General features: G+C 43.1%; 14 protein-coding genes and 1 tRNA gene. 6 read left to right on the top strand and 9 right to left on the bottom strand.

Features of this window, described 5'->3' with window-relative positions; all coding sequences use genetic code 11:
• From R7Q38_RS04210 to R7Q38_RS04200, 3 genes are all read right to left on the bottom strand, one after another.
• Window positions 1-74: transfer RNA gene (locus R7Q38_RS04210), tRNA-Cys, on the bottom strand.
• Window positions 75-279: 205 nt separating this feature from the next.
• Window positions 280-1734 (bottom strand): ATPase RavA stimulator ViaA, encoded by a 1455-nt coding sequence (gene viaA / locus R7Q38_RS04205; protein ID WP_033907023.1) that lies wholly within the window; start codon window positions 1732-1734, stop codon window positions 280-282.
• A gap of 9 nt (window positions 1735-1743) precedes the next feature.
• On the bottom strand, window positions 1744-3405 hold the full coding sequence (locus tag R7Q38_RS04200) for an ATPase RavA domain-containing protein (RefSeq protein ID WP_053303672.1): 1662 nt from the start codon (window positions 3403-3405) through the stop codon (window positions 1744-1746).
• Between the two features lie 269 nt (window positions 3406-3674).
• Here R7Q38_RS04200 and R7Q38_RS04195 point away from each other — a divergent pair, with 269 nt between their 5' ends.
• From R7Q38_RS04195 to R7Q38_RS04175, 5 genes are all read left to right on the top strand, one after another.
• A complete protein-coding gene (locus tag R7Q38_RS04195) occupies window positions 3675-4190 on the top strand; it encodes an NUDIX hydrolase (RefSeq protein ID WP_318114092.1) in 516 nt (171 codons plus the stop codon).
• Window positions 4191-4212: 22 nt separating this feature from the next.
• Window positions 4213-5217: a low-specificity L-threonine aldolase gene (gene ltaE, locus R7Q38_RS04190; protein ID WP_042520986.1), complete on the top strand. Its 1005-nt coding sequence runs from the start codon at window positions 4213-4215 to the stop codon at window positions 5215-5217.
• 78 nt (window positions 5218-5295) lie between these two features.
• Window positions 5296-5616 carry a c-type cytochrome gene (locus tag R7Q38_RS04185; protein ID WP_149192240.1) on the top strand — a complete coding sequence of 107 codons (321 nt, stop codon included), beginning with the start codon at window positions 5296-5298 and terminating at the stop codon, window positions 5614-5616.
• Between the two features lie 212 nt (window positions 5617-5828).
• Window positions 5829-7361: a putative basic amino acid antiporter YfcC gene (gene yfcC / locus R7Q38_RS04180; protein WP_005387492.1), complete on the top strand. Its 1533-nt coding sequence runs from the start codon at window positions 5829-5831 to the stop codon at window positions 7359-7361.
• A 110-nt stretch (window positions 7362-7471) separates the two neighbouring features.
• Entirely contained in the window at window positions 7472-8467 is a 996-nt protein-coding gene (locus tag R7Q38_RS04175; protein WP_239939060.1) for a succinylglutamate desuccinylase/aspartoacylase family protein, read from the top strand.
• 207 nt (window positions 8468-8674) lie between these two features.
• On the opposite strand, the gene R7Q38_RS04170 is transcribed toward R7Q38_RS04175, so the two are convergent.
• A complete protein-coding gene (locus R7Q38_RS04170) occupies window positions 8675-9208 on the bottom strand; it encodes a lipocalin family protein (RefSeq protein ID WP_017820207.1) in 534 nt (177 codons plus the stop codon).
• Between the two features lie 307 nt (window positions 9209-9515).
• On the opposite strand from R7Q38_RS04170, the gene R7Q38_RS04165 reads away from it, so the two are divergent.
• Entirely contained in the window at window positions 9516-9896 is a 381-nt protein-coding gene (locus R7Q38_RS04165) for a cystatin domain-containing protein (RefSeq protein ID WP_005387498.1), read from the top strand.
• Between the two features lie 58 nt (window positions 9897-9954).
• Here the strand turns inward: R7Q38_RS04165 and R7Q38_RS04160 are convergent, their stop codons facing one another.
• From R7Q38_RS04160 to tssI, 5 genes are all read right to left on the bottom strand, one after another.
• Window positions 9955-13011, bottom strand: a complete 3057-nt coding sequence (locus R7Q38_RS04160) for an AAA family ATPase (protein ID WP_239939061.1) — start codon at window positions 13009-13011, stop codon at window positions 9955-9957.
• Window positions 13012-13020: 9 nt separating this feature from the next.
• The gene (locus R7Q38_RS04155; protein ID WP_239939062.1) at window positions 13021-14154 is read right to left on the bottom strand and encodes an exonuclease SbcCD subunit D; all 1134 of its coding nucleotides are present in this window, start codon (window positions 14152-14154) and stop codon (window positions 13021-13023) included.
• A 361-nt stretch (window positions 14155-14515) separates the two neighbouring features.
• The gene (locus tag R7Q38_RS04150; protein ID WP_239939063.1) at window positions 14516-15355 is read right to left on the bottom strand and encodes an NAD/NADP transhydrogenase subunit beta; all 840 of its coding nucleotides are present in this window, start codon (window positions 15353-15355) and stop codon (window positions 14516-14518) included.
• Entirely contained in the window at window positions 15356-15646 is a 291-nt protein-coding gene (locus R7Q38_RS04145; protein WP_005375969.1) for a PAAR domain-containing protein, read from the bottom strand.
• 11 nt (window positions 15647-15657) lie between these two features.
• Complete coding sequence (tssI, locus tag R7Q38_RS04140) at window positions 15658-17493, bottom strand: type VI secretion system tip protein TssI/VgrG (protein ID WP_239939064.1); 1836 nt, start codon at window positions 17491-17493, stop codon at window positions 15658-15660.
• Window position 17494: the final 1 nt, after the last annotated feature.

Below are 17494 nucleotides of genomic sequence, written 5' to 3'. Positions count from 1 at the left end.
TGGAGGCGCCTCCCGGAGTCGAACCGAGGTCCACGGATTTGCAATCCGCTGCATAGCCACTCTGCCAAGGCGCCTTTTTTATTACGCTTCAGGGCTCTACCCCGTTGCGTTGGTGGCTACTTTACGGATTGAGAGAAGATAGTCAAACAAAAATATTTCATTCTCTGTTCGTTTGATTTCTTTTAAGTCAATTCGACCAAAGTTCGATCTTATTGGCTTAAAACGAAGCAATATAAATCTCGCTTTCAGTTCGTTTTGTCCCATGAAACAACAAGGCGTTTAATAGTTGCTGACCCTTTTTAGCAATCTTCCCACAACATTAGGGTGATAAGACCAAGTGTGATCAAACATCGACATTAATGCAGGATTTCCGTATTTCGATAAGCTAATCGCGTGAAAACGGTTTTTCTTCGCTTTGAGCGCATCCACTTTGGCCAGTAACTCGTCTTGTTGTTTTGGCGCGATAAAGTCGGAAATGACTACCATGTCTGCGTTTTTATATTTATCACCGCTCATCAAGTCGATAGATTTAATCAAAGTTGGCTCTAAGTCTGTACCACCATGGAAGCTATAAGTTAGAAAGTCCGCCGCCTCGCGCAGACCATCTTGTTTGGTTAGTTCGTAGGTAATGTGTTCCGTAGAAAAAATAATGACATAGCAATCACGTTGCTCCGCTAGTGCGATTTGCATCAGAGCATAAGCCATGGCTTTGGCGCATTGCTCAGGAAAGCCACTCATGGAACCGGACGCGTCCACACAAACAATGAAGGGGCCTTTTTCGATATCTACCGCTTTATGGTCAGGTCGGTGAGCTTTAACTTTACGTAACGTGCGCGATTTGCCTTGTGTACGATAGTTCATGAGCCGTTTATCAACTAAGTGTTTATAGAACACAACTTCAAGTTCAGGATACGCCAAAAACATCGTTTCGTTGGGAAGTAGCTTATTTAGATCATCGCTTTCGTGAATACCGACAATATCATCCGTCGCCTCATCACTTTTCTCTTCGACCAATTGAAGTTCTTCAGTGGGCGCACGATTTAGTTCAGGATCATTTACTTGCCCCGCCATACGACCGAGTTGCTCCGCAATTTCTTGCAAGCCTTGGTGCTTCTTCAGAAACTCAGCATGGCGTTTCATCACCGTTAAGTCTGTTTTACTCAACTTGGCAGATGCCATATCCCACAGGCGCCCTACACTTTCAGCGTCACCCGACTCCGTGACTTTATCCATATTACGCATGGTTTCCATACGTTGATACAGGTCATTCAGCACCTTTTCTTTATTGGCTTCAAGCTCGCTTACTTGCGCTTGTTTTATAGCATCGGTGAGGCTTTGGTACCATTGATCACAAAAGTAATGAGGGAACATAGGGTTATTCATCCCTTTGTTCTTTTCCATCATTCTGCGAGCTTGCATGTAAAACGCAGAGTGCCATTCCAGCTTTTTAATCACATCTTCGATGTTTTCAAAAAACGCCTCTTCATCCCAATGAATAACCTCTTGATATAAAGACAGCTCTTGTTGGAAACGCTCTGTCTCACATACCTTGGTGATCCGTTTTTTGACGCTGCCTCGCCACTTTAACAAGTGACCTTTGACCGAAGATTTAACACCTCGGTTTTCTGCCATCATCATGACTTGTGAACGCGCCATCAAATCATTAACTGCGCTATCGATGATGCCGGAGTCGGCCACCATCAGCGCGAGGTTAAGTCCGTCTGCACCTAGCATGTCGTCTCCTTATGAGAAAAACTGATGTAAGTTTTTAAAGCGTTGGATAACTTTTTCACTTTCTGCTTGGATTGATTCAAGTCTCTGACTGACCTGTTGCAGACTCGACTCCATTAGGCGGGGTAATTCAGGATCAACAAAGCTATGCGGAAGCGCATCATGAAAGTTCGCTTTCACCTTACGCATATGGTGTTCTGCCTCACTAAGCTGATTTACGGCTTTTTCGCTCTGCGTTAACCACTTTTGGTAAAGCTCTACATCCAAGCCCTCTTGAGTCACTAGACTAACCAGAATGCCTCGGTTCGCGATATCACGGATAACTAGGTTGTTCGCCGCGTCAACGTCAAATCGTAAACGGCACATGTTGGTGTTTTGATTGACGTAACCATACACATCACCGCTTCCCTCTTTAATGACTCGATCTAACTCATCTTTGGGTACATAAACCCAGCGGCTATCACCTTTTTCTGATTCTGAAACCGACATGTTGCTTTGCAAGACAACCAATTTAACTAAGTTAACGGCTGCGCCAACTTTGTACATCTTGGCTTTAGAGGTATCAAAGCGCATGGTTTCTTTACGCAAAATACCCGTTGCCGCTTCAGACGTTAACGTCATGCGGTAGGCATCTTCAAGTTCATGTTGAACATCAACCAAAGACTCACGGCAGTACTCAATTTCCTGCTCCGCGTCTTGTTGATCAAATGCATGTTTTAAGGCGAACTCTTGAACCACTTCACGTACCACATCTCGCGATTCAGGACTGTTCCATAAACAATCTTGCAACAGTAGAAGGTCAAGCGGATTTATTTCATCGCGACCATTAAAAAACGCGCTCGCTTTTAACAACTTCACGGCTTTCTTCCAGCGGCGGTCAGAGACATACATGTCGGTATTGGCCACATCACCAAACTGAGCTTCAACTTTGCTTTCTAACATCGTTTTAAGCTGGAAAAGCTTTTCGAATGCATTGTCGGTTAACGTCAATTTGTCGAGCTGTTGTTGCCATTGATGATATTCTTCATCAGTTATCGCTAGGCCTTCTGGTACTTGTGCCTCTTGCGATGTGCCCACAGTCAACATCGACTTAAAGTTTTGTTTATTCTGAATTCGATTCACAAACACACGCACCAACATGCGGTCGTAGAGCGCATCCAATCCACTATCTTCATCGGGTAATTCATTGGAAGCCGATACCAACAAGCGCATTGGCACACGCTCGATATCGCTGCCATTTTTGAATGTTTTCTCATTAACCACTGTCAGCAATGTATTAAGAATTGCAGGGCCCGCCTTCCAGATTTCATCCAAAAATACGACTTGTGCAGTTGGCAAATACCCCTTAGTTAAGCGAACATAACGGCCGTTGTCTTTTAGCTCTTGGATACTCAGTGGCCCAAACACCTCTTCAGGGGTTGAGAAGCGCGTCATCAGGTATTCGAAGTAACTGCTGTTATCGAACGCTTGGATGAGTCGTTTGGCAATTAAGCTTTTTGCAATACCAGGGGGGCCTAAAAGAAAAACACTTTCACCAGCAAGTGCAGCAAGAAGGCAGAGCTTGATCGTATGTTCACGCTCATAAACGCCATCCGTTAACGCTTTCGCCAATTTATTGATGCGTTCTGAGAGAAGCGCTTTTTCGGCATTTGAGGCAAATAAGGTTTGTGTCATACGTTCTCCGGCTGCTGAAGTGGTATTGCGTTAACATTTTTATACACTTGTTATCACTTTGTTACAAATGTATTTTATCGAATTCCCCTTATAGCAGATGCTTTTCCCCATCTTGACGAAGCAATCAAAGTTTCCATTTATGAGACATTGCTCACTTAAAGTGCAAACGCTTTCGTCGTGTTGCAGTATTTTTTGCTTTTGTTTCCCACCATTTGTGGTTAATGTCGAAAAACGTCAAAAATGTGGTAACAGCTAGGGTTCATAACTGCATGAGCAAGATAATTCATAAATGGAAGCAAATTTCTCTGATTGAAGAAGACGTTATGCTTCCTACAGGACAGGCAATTACGCACACCAAAATCCACCATCCGGGCGCTGCAGTGATTCTCCCTATTACAGCGGAGGGTGAGATTGTCCTTGTCCACCAATTTCGGCCTTCACTTAATAAATGGCTATTGGAGCTTCCTGCTGGTACCAGGGAAGGCAACGAAGAGCCACTCTGCTGCGCCAAAAGAGAGTTAGAGGAAGAAACTGGGTTTAGTGCAGAGAAATTCACGTCTCTCGGCCAAGTCACCCCTCTTGCCGGATTTTGTGATGAGATACAGTATCTATTTGTTGCCGAAAAGCTCAATAAAACAAACCGTTACGAGTGCGATGAAGACGAAGTGATTGAGGTCGTCACCTTGTCAATCAAGCAACTCGAAGAAAAGATTGTCGATGGCACGATCACCGATGCCAAAACGATCGCTTGCTTAAGCAAAGCGCGCCTTTGCGGATATATTTAGGACTTTGACCAAGGAGACATTCATGGATTTTCGATCAGATACCGTTACACAGCCCACCCAAGCCATGCGAGAAGCCATGTTTAAGGCCCCCGTTGGGGATGATGTTTATGGTGATGACCCTACGGTCAATGAGCTTGAAAAATTTGCTGCGCAGCTTGCTGGTTTCGAAGCAGCTTTGTTTACCACTTCAGGCACTCAAGCCAATCTGCTCGGTTTAATGGCGCATTGCGAGCGGGGAGATGAATATCTATGTGGGCAACAAGCACATAACTACAAATACGAAGCTGGTGGCGCGGCGGTTTTGGGATCAATTCAACCTCAACCAGTCGAAAATAACCCAGATGGCACGCTACCATTTGATAAACTGGCTGCTGCGATTAAACCAGATGATTGTCACTTTGCTCGCACTAAGCTTCTCAGCTTAGAAAACACAATTAATGGTAAAGTACTACCTCTGTCTTACTTAGCAGAAGCACGTGACTTCGTGAATAAACATAACTTGCAGATGCATCTAGATGGCGCTCGCGTTTTTAACGCAGCCGTTGCACTTGATGTTCCGGTAAAAGAGATCGGTCAGTACTTTGATTCAATGACGATCTGTCTGTCGAAAGGTCTGGCTGCCCCTGTTGGCTCGCTACTGCTTGGTAGCAAAGACTACATCGCAAAAGCACGTCGCTTAAGAAAGATGGTCGGCGGTGGTATGCGTCAAGCGGGTATTCTTGCCGCAGCAGGCAAACTTGCCCTTACCGAACAAGTGGAACAGCTAAAACAAGATCACATCAACGCAAAAACCTTAGCGGAAGGTTTAGCAGAACTGCCTGGTTTTTCAGTCAACCCTGAATTTGTTCAAACGAACATCGTGTTCGCGAAGCTTGCTCCTCAAGTGGACATAGTAAGTATCGCTGCGAAACTAAAGGAACAAAACATCACGATAACCCCTGGAAATCCAATTCGTTTTGTAACTCATAAAGATATTTCAGCGAAAGACATCGACACTTTCTTATCAAGTATAAAATCTCTACTTTAATTTGATTTTGATCATTGAGCTTCCCCTAAGGGGAAGCTTTATTGTATCGGCATGATTTTTAGCGAATAGATAACCTCCATGCTCAGATTTGTACTTTTAATCTCTTTTATTTTCTCTTCCGCTATCTATGCCGAACCGTTTGGTGATGCTGATAAAGGTAAAATCAAATCACCTAGCTGTGTCTATTGCCACGGTGTTACAGGCATCGCAACGAACAACACCTATCCAAGCCTTGCTGGTCAAAATGCTCAGTACCTTTACAATGCAATGAAATCTTACCAAGCCGGTGAGCGTAAAGGGCCACTTGCAGAAATGATGGCAGCACAGTTAAAAATGTTAAATGATGAAGACCTTCGTGATGTCGCTGCTTTTTATGCAGAACAGACAGAAATCAAGTGATTAGATCACCTGCAGATGTACTATGAAAGCTCGTGAATCATCCAAACTCAACGCATATTGAAACATTAACCCAACATTTGACCACAAAACAATCAAATTAACTTCACTTCAAATATTTGATGAATTTATAGTTCAACGTAAGCATTAATATTGACTTTTTATTCTATTTTATCGATATTTCATGCTTTATTGAATTTGACGTGAAGTAAGTTATGTCTCACACACATGCGCAACCAGCAGACTCGGTTGCTACCCCTAAGTCGTGGCAGATGCCAGATACCCTCATTTTGATCTTCATTGTTGGTATTCTTGCTGCGATTCTTACCTACTTAATTCCTGCTGGTCATTTTGATAGCCAACAGGTGACCTACATGGTCGACGGTGCAGAAAAAACTCGCACAGTTATCGATCCTTCTTCTTTCTCTTATGCAACCGACGAAAACGGTGAACTGGTTTACAACAAGGTTGGCCTGTTTGCTTCTGGTGGTGGCATTGGTCTGATGAACTTCCCTTTCGAAGGGCTAGTTTCTGGCTCTAAATGGGGCAGCGCAATCGGCGTGATTATGTTCATGTTGGTTATCGGCGGTGCTTTCGGCGTTGTAATGCGCACAGGCACAATCGATAACGGTATCCTGCGCCTTATCGATAAGACCAAAGGTAACGAAGCGCTATTCATTCCAGTGCTATTTTTGCTGTTCTCGCTAGGCGGTGCGGTATTTGGTATGGGTGAAGAAGCCGTAGCGTTTGCGATTATTATCGCGCCGCTTATGGTTCGCCTTGGTTATGATGGTATCACTACGGTAATGGTTACCTATGTTGCGACTCAAATTGGCTTCGCTACTTCTTGGATGAACCCTTTTTCCGTCGCTATTGCGCAAGGCATTGCGGGTGTACCTGTTTTATCCGGCATGACAGTGCGCATGGGGTTATGGGCTGGCTTTACGTTAATCGGTATCGCTTTCACAATGATCTACGCCGCTCGTGTGAAGTCAAATCCTAAACTTTCTTACAGCCACCGCACAGACCAGTATTTCCGTCAGCAAGAGCTTGGCAATCAAGATTCTCGTTGGAACCTAGGTGACACACTCGTTATCCTTACGGTTATTGCGACCACGGTGTGGGTCGTTTGGGGCGTAGTCGCTAACGCATGGTACATCCCAGAAATCGCTTCTCAATTTTTCACTATGGGCTTTGTTGTCGCGATCATCGGTACGATTTTTCGCCTGAACGGTATGACGCTAAACTGCGCAGCTGATGCATTTAAAGAAGGTGCAGCTATTATGCTTGCACCTGCCCTATTAGTGGGTTGTGCAAAAGGTGTATTGTTGATCCTTGGTGGTGGTACAACTGATGAAGCGAGTGTACTGAATTCAATTCTAAACAGTGCTGGCGGCGTGATCAGTGGGCTTCCTGACGTGGCTGCGGCATGGTTAATGTATGTATTTCAATCTATCTTCAACTTCTTCGTCACTTCGGGCTCTGGACAAGCGGCACTAACGATGCCTCTATTGGCCCCTCTGGCAGACATTGCAGGAGTTACGCGCCAAGTGGCAGTTTTGTCATTCCAACTAGGCGATGGCTTTACTAACGTTATCGTCCCTACTTCGGCATCTCTCATGGCAACGCTTGGTGTCTGCCGTATCGACTGGGGTGACTGGGCAAAATTCTGCTGGCGATTTATTCTATTACTCTTTACCCTATCAAGTATCGTCGTTATCGCAGCTCATATTATGGGTTTTGCGTAAAACGAAACCAATTGGTAATTAAGGCGAGATATGTTCTCGCCTTATTAACATTCATGGTATGACGACGCTAAGGTTTTAGATTAGCTTATGGTTTTGGAGTGGTAACTTTAATGGCAACACAATTTCTCGATGACGTGATTCAGGGTCATCAAGTGATTCAATCTCTCAATGTAGCAGACCTAAATTCGGGCGAGCATAAGTTTTGGTTTCGCATCGCAACGAATGCTCTCTCTCAGTGGCAACACCTACCTGTGCTAGTGTTCAAAGGTGAAAAACCTGGCAAGAAGATCATGATTACCGCAGGGGTTCATGGTGATGAGTACAATGGTGTGTTAGCAGCGCAGAAAACTGCTCGAGAGCTCATCGGCACTGAAGTCGCTGGTACTGTCACTATTGTTCCAACCATTAACATGCCAGGTATGCTAAACCACAGCCGCGATTTCTATTCCGCAGACCCTGATGCGTCTCCTGCAAACTTAAACCGCTTTTTTCCTGGTGACCAAAACGGCAATGAGGCCCAACGTTACTTATATGCATTGTGGAATGATTTGCTCAAGCCAAATGCTGATTTAGCCATTGACCTTCACACTCAAACCAGTGGTGCGGCCTATCCACTTTACGTGTTTGCAGATTTCCGAATCGAGCAATCATTAGAAATGGCTCGCCTCATTAATCCTGATGCGATTTTAAATGATCCTGGAGATGCTGGCGTCCTTGAAACGGTCTGGAATAACCATGGTGTCCCAAGTATTACTGTTGAAGTAGGTATGGGGCGATATACCGAGCAAGAACTTATCAGTCGAACTGTAACAGGCATTTTTAATGTGCTGAAAGAGCATAACATTGTTGAAGGTGATGTGGACACTATTACGTCATGCTTGGAAGGAAACGAAATCATCAGTGTGAAAGCGACACACGGCGGCTTTGTACTGCCTCATGTCAGTTTGATGAATTTTGTCGAGCAAGGCCAACTTCTTGCGATTCAATACGACAGCTTTGGCGCTGAGATTAAACGCTACACCGCCCCAACAAGCGGCACAGTACTTAGCCACAATGTTGAATCTATTCGAGCACCAGGTTCCCTGATCGTTCGTTTGATTAAGTAAACCATAACCGTTTGTTGATAGATCAACCTTTCGACGCTCACTCAAATTTATATAAGCCCCATCACGAGTAATCACAAATGATGGGGCTATATCCATTTTGACCACATTAAGTTACGCGGTAACAAATTACTGTTAAGCGAAATGACAAACTGAGCTCTTAATTAGGAAGCTTCCCCTCTGTCCGCTTTTTCAGCCACGCTGATGAACTTAAAGCTGTCTTTGTTTCTCTTGTTCAACAAAAATGAGCTCGTCTATAGCGAAACCTTTCTCTTTAGCTACGTACTTAAAGCGCTCCACTACTTTCTCATCAACGTTAGGCGTTCTAGACAGTAGCCACAAATAGTCGTGGTTGTAACCGGAAACAAACGCATAGTCATAGTTTTCACCTAGCTCAAAAACAATGTAAGAAGAGTATATTGGCCCAAAAAAGGAAACCTTTAAGTGTCCAACCGTTTTATCTTCAACAAAATAAGCTTTGCCTTCAGCTTCTGACCACTGTCGCTCTTCTTCGGAATATCCACGGTTTATCACCTTAACCCCACCATCCTCGCGAACCTGATACTCAGCGGTAACGTTGGATAAGCCTCGCTCAAATGAATGGTCTAGGCGTGCAATTTCGTACCACTTACCTAGATATGGCTCTAAATCGAAATTATTCACGGGTTCCACCCCATCCGGCTTCGAGGTACAACCAAATAAAGTTGCAAGTGACAAAAGTAAAAATATTTTTATCGATTTCATACAACACCTAAATTTTAATTAGTGATTGATTTTACTCTAGAAGATAACAAATCGATCACTAAGCCGCACCATCGCCCTAATAGGGACACATCACAATTCTTCATCATCAATAGCGCGCTGAACACCGAAACCTCGTCATCTCAGCAAATCGTTAACAAGATTGCTCTATTTTTGACTTACAAGCTGACCATGCTTGTATATTTTGTCAGCATTTAACCCTATGCATATAGAAACTTTGCACAACATAGACATTCGTAGGCATATCACCCTCCTATAATACGTTGCGTTATAGACAGAGGTTATTGTTATGAAATTAAAAACAGTGTCAGTTTGTGCACTTTTGGTGTTACTTGCAGGTTGTCAGCAGGAAAAGCCGAGCGAAACGACACAATTAACGACCTCGGCAGATGTATGTAATGCACAAGGAAACATGCCAGGTGGGTGGAATGAGTTTAACGCGACCCCTGATGCACAAAAGGCAATGGCCTTTGTTTTAAAGAAAATGGACACAATAGCGTCGTTTAAACAAATACTGAATGTTCACGCGCAAATCGTTAGTGGCGTCAACTATGCTATTGAGTTTGAATTGGATGATGGCTCTGTTTGGAACACGATTGTTTATCGCAACCTCGATGGCGAATATGCGATTACCCAATCGCCAAAAGAAGGCCACTTTTGCGAACAGTAGCGACTTAGTCAGAAAGCCCCAACATTAGGGGCTTTTTGATCTAACAGTAGTCACTGAATTAGACAGCGAAGCGACATTGAGATTTAATCGACACCGTTGAACCAAGTCTTGATGGTTCTACATCAATCCTCTGCGCCATTTGTTCTTTCAACTCAGAAACGTGAGAAATAACACCGATCATGCGCCCAGTCTGTTGCAGGTCCACTAGCGTTTGAATAGCAAGATCTAAAGACTCTGGGTCTAAACTACCGAAGCCCTCATCAATAAATAAAGTGTCTAAACGAATACCGCCACTATAGGATTGCACAACATCCGACAAACCAAGTGCCAGAGCAAGCGCTGCCATAAATGATTCACCGCCGGAAAGTGTCGCAACATCACGCGTTTTTCCTGTGTAGCCATCTTCAACCATTAAATCTAAGCCGCGACCCGCAGCACCTTTGAAGCCCTCTGTTTTTCGAGCAAGAATATAGCGCCCTTTACTCATAAGGCTTAAACGTTGAGAGGCCTGAATCAGCACATCATCCAACAGTACACCAAGAACAAAGCGATGTAGGCTAACCCTGCTGCCTGTTTTACCACTAGCAACGTCGTACAACGTACCAAAGACTTTGTATTCTTCTTCTAACTTACTATTTTTCTCATGCAACACGGCAATATCTTTACGAACCTTTTCAAGACGTTCAAATATTGAGCGTGTGGTATCAAGTTGATTCCTTACTTCAATATATTGCGCCTGCAAAGTGGTTAACCTGTCGTTAAACGACTCTAAATTAGGCCTTTCAAGATCTTTCAATGCATGATTTAAATCATGTAGTGTTTGCTCAAGCTTGGTTTGTGCCTGTTTGAAGCTGTCTATTTCTTGCTGCCAGGCTTGAAGTTCATCATCTCCCACTCGACTACTTAGATAATGGCTTTCATCTTCAAATTTACTCGCCTGTAGTGCCTCATTCCACGCTAATTCTGCTTGGCTAAGTTTTTGCTCTGACTCAGATAACCACTGCTTGTTCGTCGCTAAGTGACTTTCCGCATTTGATTTCTCCAATATCGCTTGCTGCAAAGCGTTTTGCGCCTTTTCTAAGCCTGTGTTCAAACTCAGAATTTGCTCTTTTGTCAGCAAAATTTCACGTTCAAGCAAGTCAGCGGAACTGTATTTTGGGTCAATAAAAGCTTGTAATTGAGCCAATTGTTCTTGGTTCGCTTTAACGGTTGATTCATTTGCCGCCATTTGATTCTGCAGCTCATGAATTTTATTTTCACCCACGACGCAGCGTTGATTAAGCTGTTCAACGTTCCTTTCTAGTTTTTCAATATCAATAGCTTGTAGACGTAGGAGTTGAGCATTAAGCGCTTGCAAATCATTTTGAACCGTCGAGATCTCAGATGTAGCATACTCACCCAACTCCTCTTTCAACTGGTTATACTGATTCTGATACTGACTAATGACAACGTTATGTTGTTCTAGCTGATTGCTTAGTTGGTTCAACAAGGTTTGAGCTTCTCGCTCTTTCGCTCTAGCCGCCTGAACTTGCTCTTTTGTAACGGCTTCTTCAACAAACGTTGCGGGGTTAGGATGTGTTTCGCTACCACACACCGGGCATGCTTCACCTGCTTTTAGTCGCAGCGCTAATACTGCTGCTTGAGCGTTGTGCCACTTAAGCTCTATCGTATCAGCGTCTTGTTGACACTGCATATAGCGCTGACTGGCTTCGTTTAGTGACTGCTGCTTACTTACAGTTAGCGCATTGAGTTTAGAGAGCTCTAAAGTAAGATCATGCAGCTTTTGTAGATCCTGTAGCAGCCGTTGTTTTTGTTTTATTTCCGCATCGATGCTGCCAATAAGCGCAACATCAACTCGTGCTTTCTCTAGCTCCTTCTGTCCCTCCTGGGCCTGTAACGTTAACTTATCTTTTAGTTCTATGTACTGTTTTAACGTTGCTTCAAATTGTTGTTTTTGTTGATAACCCGCCGTTATTTTACTTTCCAAATTGTCTTTCTCGACCAACTTGTTTTTCATACTTTCAAGCTGATACTGCAGTTGCGTTAACTGCGGGACCTTTGCCGCGGCCTCTTTTGCACTTTGCTGCAAGTTTTCTTGTCCTCTCGCAACGACATGAGCTTTTTCGAGACTCTCTTTCAAAGCTACGATTTTTTGCCTAAGCTCTTGCGTTTGAGCTTTTGCATTTTGTAATGAGATGTAGGGCAACTCTATCTTATTGGCATTTTTAGCGTTTTCTAATTGCTGTTGACGAGCTTTTATCGAATCTGAGTGTTCTAGATGCAGCTTGAGTGCGCTTTCTGCTTGCTCTCGTTTCGAAAACTCTCCATTCAAGGTTTCCGCTTTTTGCAATTCAGATTTAGCAGTATTGAGCTTATCTAACGCTGCTTGCTCATTCTTTTTATCAGACTCTAATTGCTTAGTTACTTGTTCCAGTTGTTGTAATAGCTCTTGTTCAGAACTCGCTTCTGCAACTTGTAAAGCACCTCGAATTTGATTATCAAATTCGCCTTTCGCTTTACTAATTGCACTCGCTTTATCTTTGAGCGCGTACTCAATTTTTTTATATATGTCAGTTTGAAAGAGCTGGCCAAAAATTTCTTCACGCTCTTTAGAGCTAGCAAGCAACAGTTCTCGGAATTTTCCTTGAGGCAACACCATAACTTGACGAAATTGAGTTTCATTCAATCCAATAATATTGCTAACTTCAGTTTTAACCTGAGTCGTCTTGCTGGTGATAAGCGTTTCAGTCTCACCGAGTTCATAAAGAGCCGCAGTGTGCTTTTTAATCGTCACCCCTTCGCCACGGGCCTTGGGCGCTTCCTGCTCAGGAGATCGAACAACTCGGTATTGTTTGCCGTGTAACGAAAATTCGAGAACTACTTCGGTTGGTAAATCTTGCGCGGATAAGTCACACCGCATCTGAATACCTTGTCGCTCATTACCTGTGGTTTCACCATAAAGGGCGAAGCAAATGGCATCTAAGATCGACGTTTTACCGGAACCTGTAGGACCATTAATCAAAAATAGAGGGTTACTGCCAAGCTTCTCAAAATCAATGATTTCAGTTTTTGCAAACGGACCAAAGGCTTGCATGGTTAGTTTAATTGGTTTCATCTTTGGTCCCTATTGCTGTGATAATTGCTTAATAATGTTAGTAACAGCTTGCTCTTGCTCTTTAGACAACTGGCCATCTTGCGCCTCAATAAAAAAATCTCGGAACATATCAATTTCGCTTCGCGCCAACTTTGCTTGCGCCATTTCCTGCTCTACCCCAATTAACATGCCAGGTTTCTCAAGGTGTAAAACGTTTGGATACACTGAACGAAGTTTTTCCATTGGGTTTAAAATCGCATGTTTATCCATCAAACGAACTAACAAATAATCTTCATTCTTGGGGTCTGTTTTCCCTTGCTCAATAACTTTATCCAGCTCGCCCTCTACAATACGCATTTCATGAGGAGCCGTAAGATCAATATGCTCTGCAGAAACGAATCCTTTCTTGTCCAGTTCAACTAACGTGAAACCTTTTCTCTGGTTCTGTTCACCAAAGCTATACTTCATGAGAGAGCCAGAGTAACGGATATGCTCTGCGCCTTTCTTTTGAGGCTGATGCAAATGACCAAGTGCGACGTAGTCAAAATCTACGAAGTGTTCATGACTCACGCGATCTGAGCCACCAATAGATAATGGTCGTTCAGAGTCTGACTCGATGGCCCCATCAACAAAACAGTGACTCACGAGCACGCGCTTTTGCTTAGAGATAAAGCGCTCTTTAATTTGCTCAACAAGCAATTGATGAGCCTCATCATGAGTGGATACCGAGGCTTTGTAGGCAAACCTGACCTGTTCAGGGTCGTTATAAGGCATACCATAAAACGCGACCTCGTCCGCAGAGTCCGTTTTTATGATGATGGGAGTGAGCATATCTTCAAAGTTGCTAACAATATGGAGACCTGCATTTTTCATTTGCTTTGAGCCGAAACCTAACCTTTCTGCACCATCATGGTTGCCAGATATCAATATCATTGGTGTTTCTAACTCGGTACAAATGCGTTTCACGACTCGATTTAACAGTTCTATTGCAACCGTTGGTGGCACCGAACGGTCATAGATATCTCCCGCCACTACAACTGCATCGACGGGGTTGCGTTCAATATAGTTAATCAGTTGTTCGAGTACTGCTTGTTGATCTTCGAGTAGTGATACGTTGTGGAATTGTCGACCAAGATGCCAATCTGAGGTGTGGATAAACTTCATTCGAATTCACTTTCCGCCAATTCTATGAGTAGGCTTGCTTCTGTCAGAGTCCGTGTACCGTTTATAAAAAGGAATGCGTCACGGGTGGGATCTCGAACAAGCCAAAACTCAAGTTATTTTATTTCGGTAAGGATATCTTGAGTCGAACAGCTTTTCATGTGGTTTGTGTTCTATGGCTGGCTATTTAATCAGAAAGCGAGAAGAACACTGTAAAAACGCGGTGAGCAAAGCTATTTTGAAAAGCAAGCTGCGCCTAGTCATTGTCCAAACATCATTAAAGGGCCAGTTTCGAGTCAATCCCCCATAACATTTGCATCACTAAAACCTCAGCTACTACTAGAAGGAAAAGCAATAGCCAGACCTATTCACTACGCCAATTGTATATTACTCCTACCGCATAGCCATCTGACTCGATGTCCGCTTGCAACACGTGAAAGTCTGGGCAGGGGCTGCTTCTTTGAAGCTCATCAATCACTAACGCTTTTAAAACGCCGCCACATGCACCCAATCCGCCAAGTTTGATATCAACAAATTGATACTGAGTTTGATCGGTCACCCACGGAGACAAGAATTGCATTGAGTTTAACCATTGCGGTTCTTCCTTATTAACGGATAAATACAATTGACTGAGTGGATGTTCACAACTTACTCCTAATTGCTTAAACACCTTGTCCACGGCGATGCGTTGTTGTTTGGCATCTAAATCAATTCGAACAACATCAGGCACAAGACCTGAATGTCGAAAAAAACACTTGGTTAAAATGATAGAGCTTTGAGGTTTGACATGCCCTTCTACATCACTCGTAACCTCTATAGCCAGTATCCAAGTCGCTTGCGTTTCATTAACTTCACGATTTATCCGATTTAGTGCCATCAAAAATGCAGCTTGGCCATAAGGATAAAAGTAAATTTCAGTATTGACAGTTTGGCCAACGAAAATAGAAAGCTCGCTTATCAATGCTTTAAGCAAGCTTTTGTCTACCGAAGATGGTAAAAGAACACAGAGATTCCCTTTGATATCAACTTGCTCAAGACTCTCGCGCTCAGAGCGCACGAGGCTTAATATATGCTCATCTATTGATTGAGCAAAGTCAGGGGGTCGGATTTCCTCGGACAATCTAAAAGAATCATCAGCTATCTCGCGAACGGTGTGTGAACGGCCATTAAAGGATAGAAGATGCGTTTGAAATGCGAGTGGCATCTAGCCTCCGATTAAAACCGTAGGCATACCAGATAGAATTTTGCCACCATGAGACGTTGAATCGCCGACTCTTGCGGCTGGTTTACCGTTGATTGTTACGCTAGAAGAACCTGCTGAGATACTATCCGGAGGACCGATACAAATAAGCTTGTCGCCTTGTCTTGCCGCAGGTATCCCGCCAATCGTTACGTTTGGTGAACCAACAACGACGGGACCACCGACATGCGGTATCTTTCCTGTTTTTTTAGGGCAAAGATGAAAGCTGCCCAAAATTGCGGCTGGTTTACCCACTTTAAATCACCTTAGTTCAATGAAATTTGCCCAGCTTTAAGAGCAATAGCTGAGCCGTTAATGGATATTTTATTACCTTTGATATTGATTTCTCCAGAGCTAGACATCTGAATAGAAGCACCACCTACTTTGATCTCGACGCTCTTTCCTGCATTAAAAGACAGTACTTCACCCGTTTCATTCGAAAAGTTTTTACCTACTTTCAAGCTCGCGTTCTGACCAACCTCTTGATTAACATCATTGGTCACTTTTTCGGTTTTACTGTTTTCAACGGCGATATCAACACAGTCTTCAACTAGCATTTGGAACAGTTTTTCAGCATGAAGATAAATGTGCTCTTCACCAGGCTTATCATCGAAGCGCAACTCATTAAAATTGGATGTACCTTTTTGTACAGAGCGTGATTTATAACCACTCTGAGAACTTTGCTCTGGTAAAGCGTAAGGAGGGAGTTGACTACCGTTATATAGTGACCCCGTAACGATTGGTTGATCAGGGTCTCCGTTAACAAACTCGACGATGACCTCTTGTCCGACTCTAGGGTGAAACACCGACCCCCATCCGTTACCTGCAATATTTTGCGCAACACGAATCCAACATGAACTATTTACATCGTATTTACCAACACGGTCCCAGTGAAACTGAACTTTGATACGGCCATGTTTGTCTATGTAAATTTCACCATCTTTGTTCCCCGTAACTACTGCGGTTTGCAAACCTTTCATCTGAGGTTTCGGGTAGTTAACTGAAGGACGCAGGATTGTCTTTGAGTCAACACAACTAAACGAGACTTTGACACCTTGCGCACCGGTCCCACCTTGACCAGTCTGGTTATAAACAGCAGCAGACAAAAAAACAGAAGACAGTACATATTCTTTGCCGACTCGAGATTTATCTTCATGCTTTTTAAACTTGAAGCACTTGCCCACACTGAATGTTCTGCACGTAGCCTCGCCACGACACAAATATGCATTTTGCTGTAGTGCTTCTATTGCATGCGTGTTTCTCAGTGCGTATTGATCATTGCTCTCCATTTCACCCATGTATTCAAAATACTCGCTTCCAGGTACTGTAAAAAAATCACTTTCACCCTTTGCAGTATTTTTAGGATTCGAAGAAGGCTTGAGCATGTTATAGCCTGACTTTTGACTCGCTTTAGTAGTCAGAATTTGCGTTTCATGCCAAGAAGAAATGTGGCTAGATTTCGCTGTACCTGTATCAAAATCGACTAAAAACTCAGTACCCGGCTTATAAAAACTGATGTCATCAAAAATATTGAGCGTATGGGCAGACTTAGTATGTGTAAAACTAAATGATAGCCCCTCCTCCGATAACAGACGTCGAACAAATTCAAGATCTGATTCTTCATATTGTACTTTGTATGTGTATTTAGGATAGGACTTGGTTAACTCAAAACTAAAGGCAACACTATGCTCCGATAGTACTTCAGAGATAATTTCCTTTATATCTTTATGCTGAAATATTCTGCAATTTTTTCGATATTCAGCGAAACGTAATTTAGGCTCTATTAATAATTCTATGTTTTTATAATTTTCGCCTTTATGTGTATTAGAAACCCTTTTCCCTTCTAATCTTGCAGCAGAAACATAACCATGCATATAACGAGGATTTGAAGAAACATCCTCATTATTTTTAAGGGTAATGGTAACTTCCTTACCAATAATTTCGTTTAACTCACTTCGTTGATCATTAAAGTAAGCTTTAGCACGCAATGAAAAAAGTTCTGAGATCTCTTCTCTATACTCAAACGAGTTTAGTATGATGGCATCTTTACCGAATGGGGAAGAAATTCGGATGAAATTGTTATCTTGAGTTGCTCTTTTCATT

The sequence above is a fragment of the Vibrio sp. Vb0598 genome (assembly GCF_033338935.1).
GTDB lineage: Bacteria > Pseudomonadota > Gammaproteobacteria > Enterobacterales > Vibrionaceae > Vibrio > Vibrio alginolyticus.
Note: the sequence above shows the minus strand (reverse complement) of the source record. Positions and strands in the feature narration are given on the sequence as shown.

What these genes read in the sequence shown, in the direction of transcription:
- viaA (WP_033907023.1), bottom strand. Translation starts at nt 1,734, where the DNA reads ATGCTAGGTGCAGACGGACTTAACCTCGCGCTGATGGTGGCCGACTCC.
- R7Q38_RS04200 (WP_053303672.1), bottom strand. Translation starts at nt 3,405, where the DNA reads ATGACACAAACCTTATTTGCCTCAAATGCCGAAAAAGCGCTTCTCTCA.
- R7Q38_RS04195 (WP_318114092.1), top strand. Translation starts at nt 3,675, where the DNA reads ATGAGCAAGATAATTCATAAATGGAAGCAAATTTCTCTGATTGAAGAA.
- ltaE (WP_042520986.1), top strand. Translation starts at nt 4,213, where the DNA reads ATGGATTTTCGATCAGATACCGTTACACAGCCCACCCAAGCCATGCGA.
- R7Q38_RS04185 (WP_149192240.1), top strand. Translation starts at nt 5,296, where the DNA reads ATGCTCAGATTTGTACTTTTAATCTCTTTTATTTTCTCTTCCGCTATC.
- yfcC (WP_005387492.1), top strand. Translation starts at nt 5,829, where the DNA reads ATGTCTCACACACATGCGCAACCAGCAGACTCGGTTGCTACCCCTAAG.
- R7Q38_RS04175 (WP_239939060.1), top strand. Translation starts at nt 7,472, where the DNA reads ATGGCAACACAATTTCTCGATGACGTGATTCAGGGTCATCAAGTGATT.
- R7Q38_RS04170 (WP_017820207.1), bottom strand. Translation starts at nt 9,208, where the DNA reads ATGAAATCGATAAAAATATTTTTACTTTTGTCACTTGCAACTTTATTT.
- R7Q38_RS04165 (WP_005387498.1), top strand. Translation starts at nt 9,516, where the DNA reads ATGAAATTAAAAACAGTGTCAGTTTGTGCACTTTTGGTGTTACTTGCA.
- R7Q38_RS04160 (WP_239939061.1), bottom strand. Translation starts at nt 13,011, where the DNA reads ATGAAACCAATTAAACTAACCATGCAAGCCTTTGGTCCGTTTGCAAAA.
- R7Q38_RS04155 (WP_239939062.1), bottom strand. Translation starts at nt 14,154, where the DNA reads ATGAAGTTTATCCACACCTCAGATTGGCATCTTGGTCGACAATTCCAC.
- R7Q38_RS04150 (WP_239939063.1), bottom strand. Translation starts at nt 15,355, where the DNA reads ATGCCACTCGCATTTCAAACGCATCTTCTATCCTTTAATGGCCGTTCA.
- tssI (WP_239939064.1), bottom strand. Translation starts at nt 17,493, where the DNA reads ATGAAAAGAGCAACTCAAGATAACAATTTCATCCGAATTTCTTCCCCA.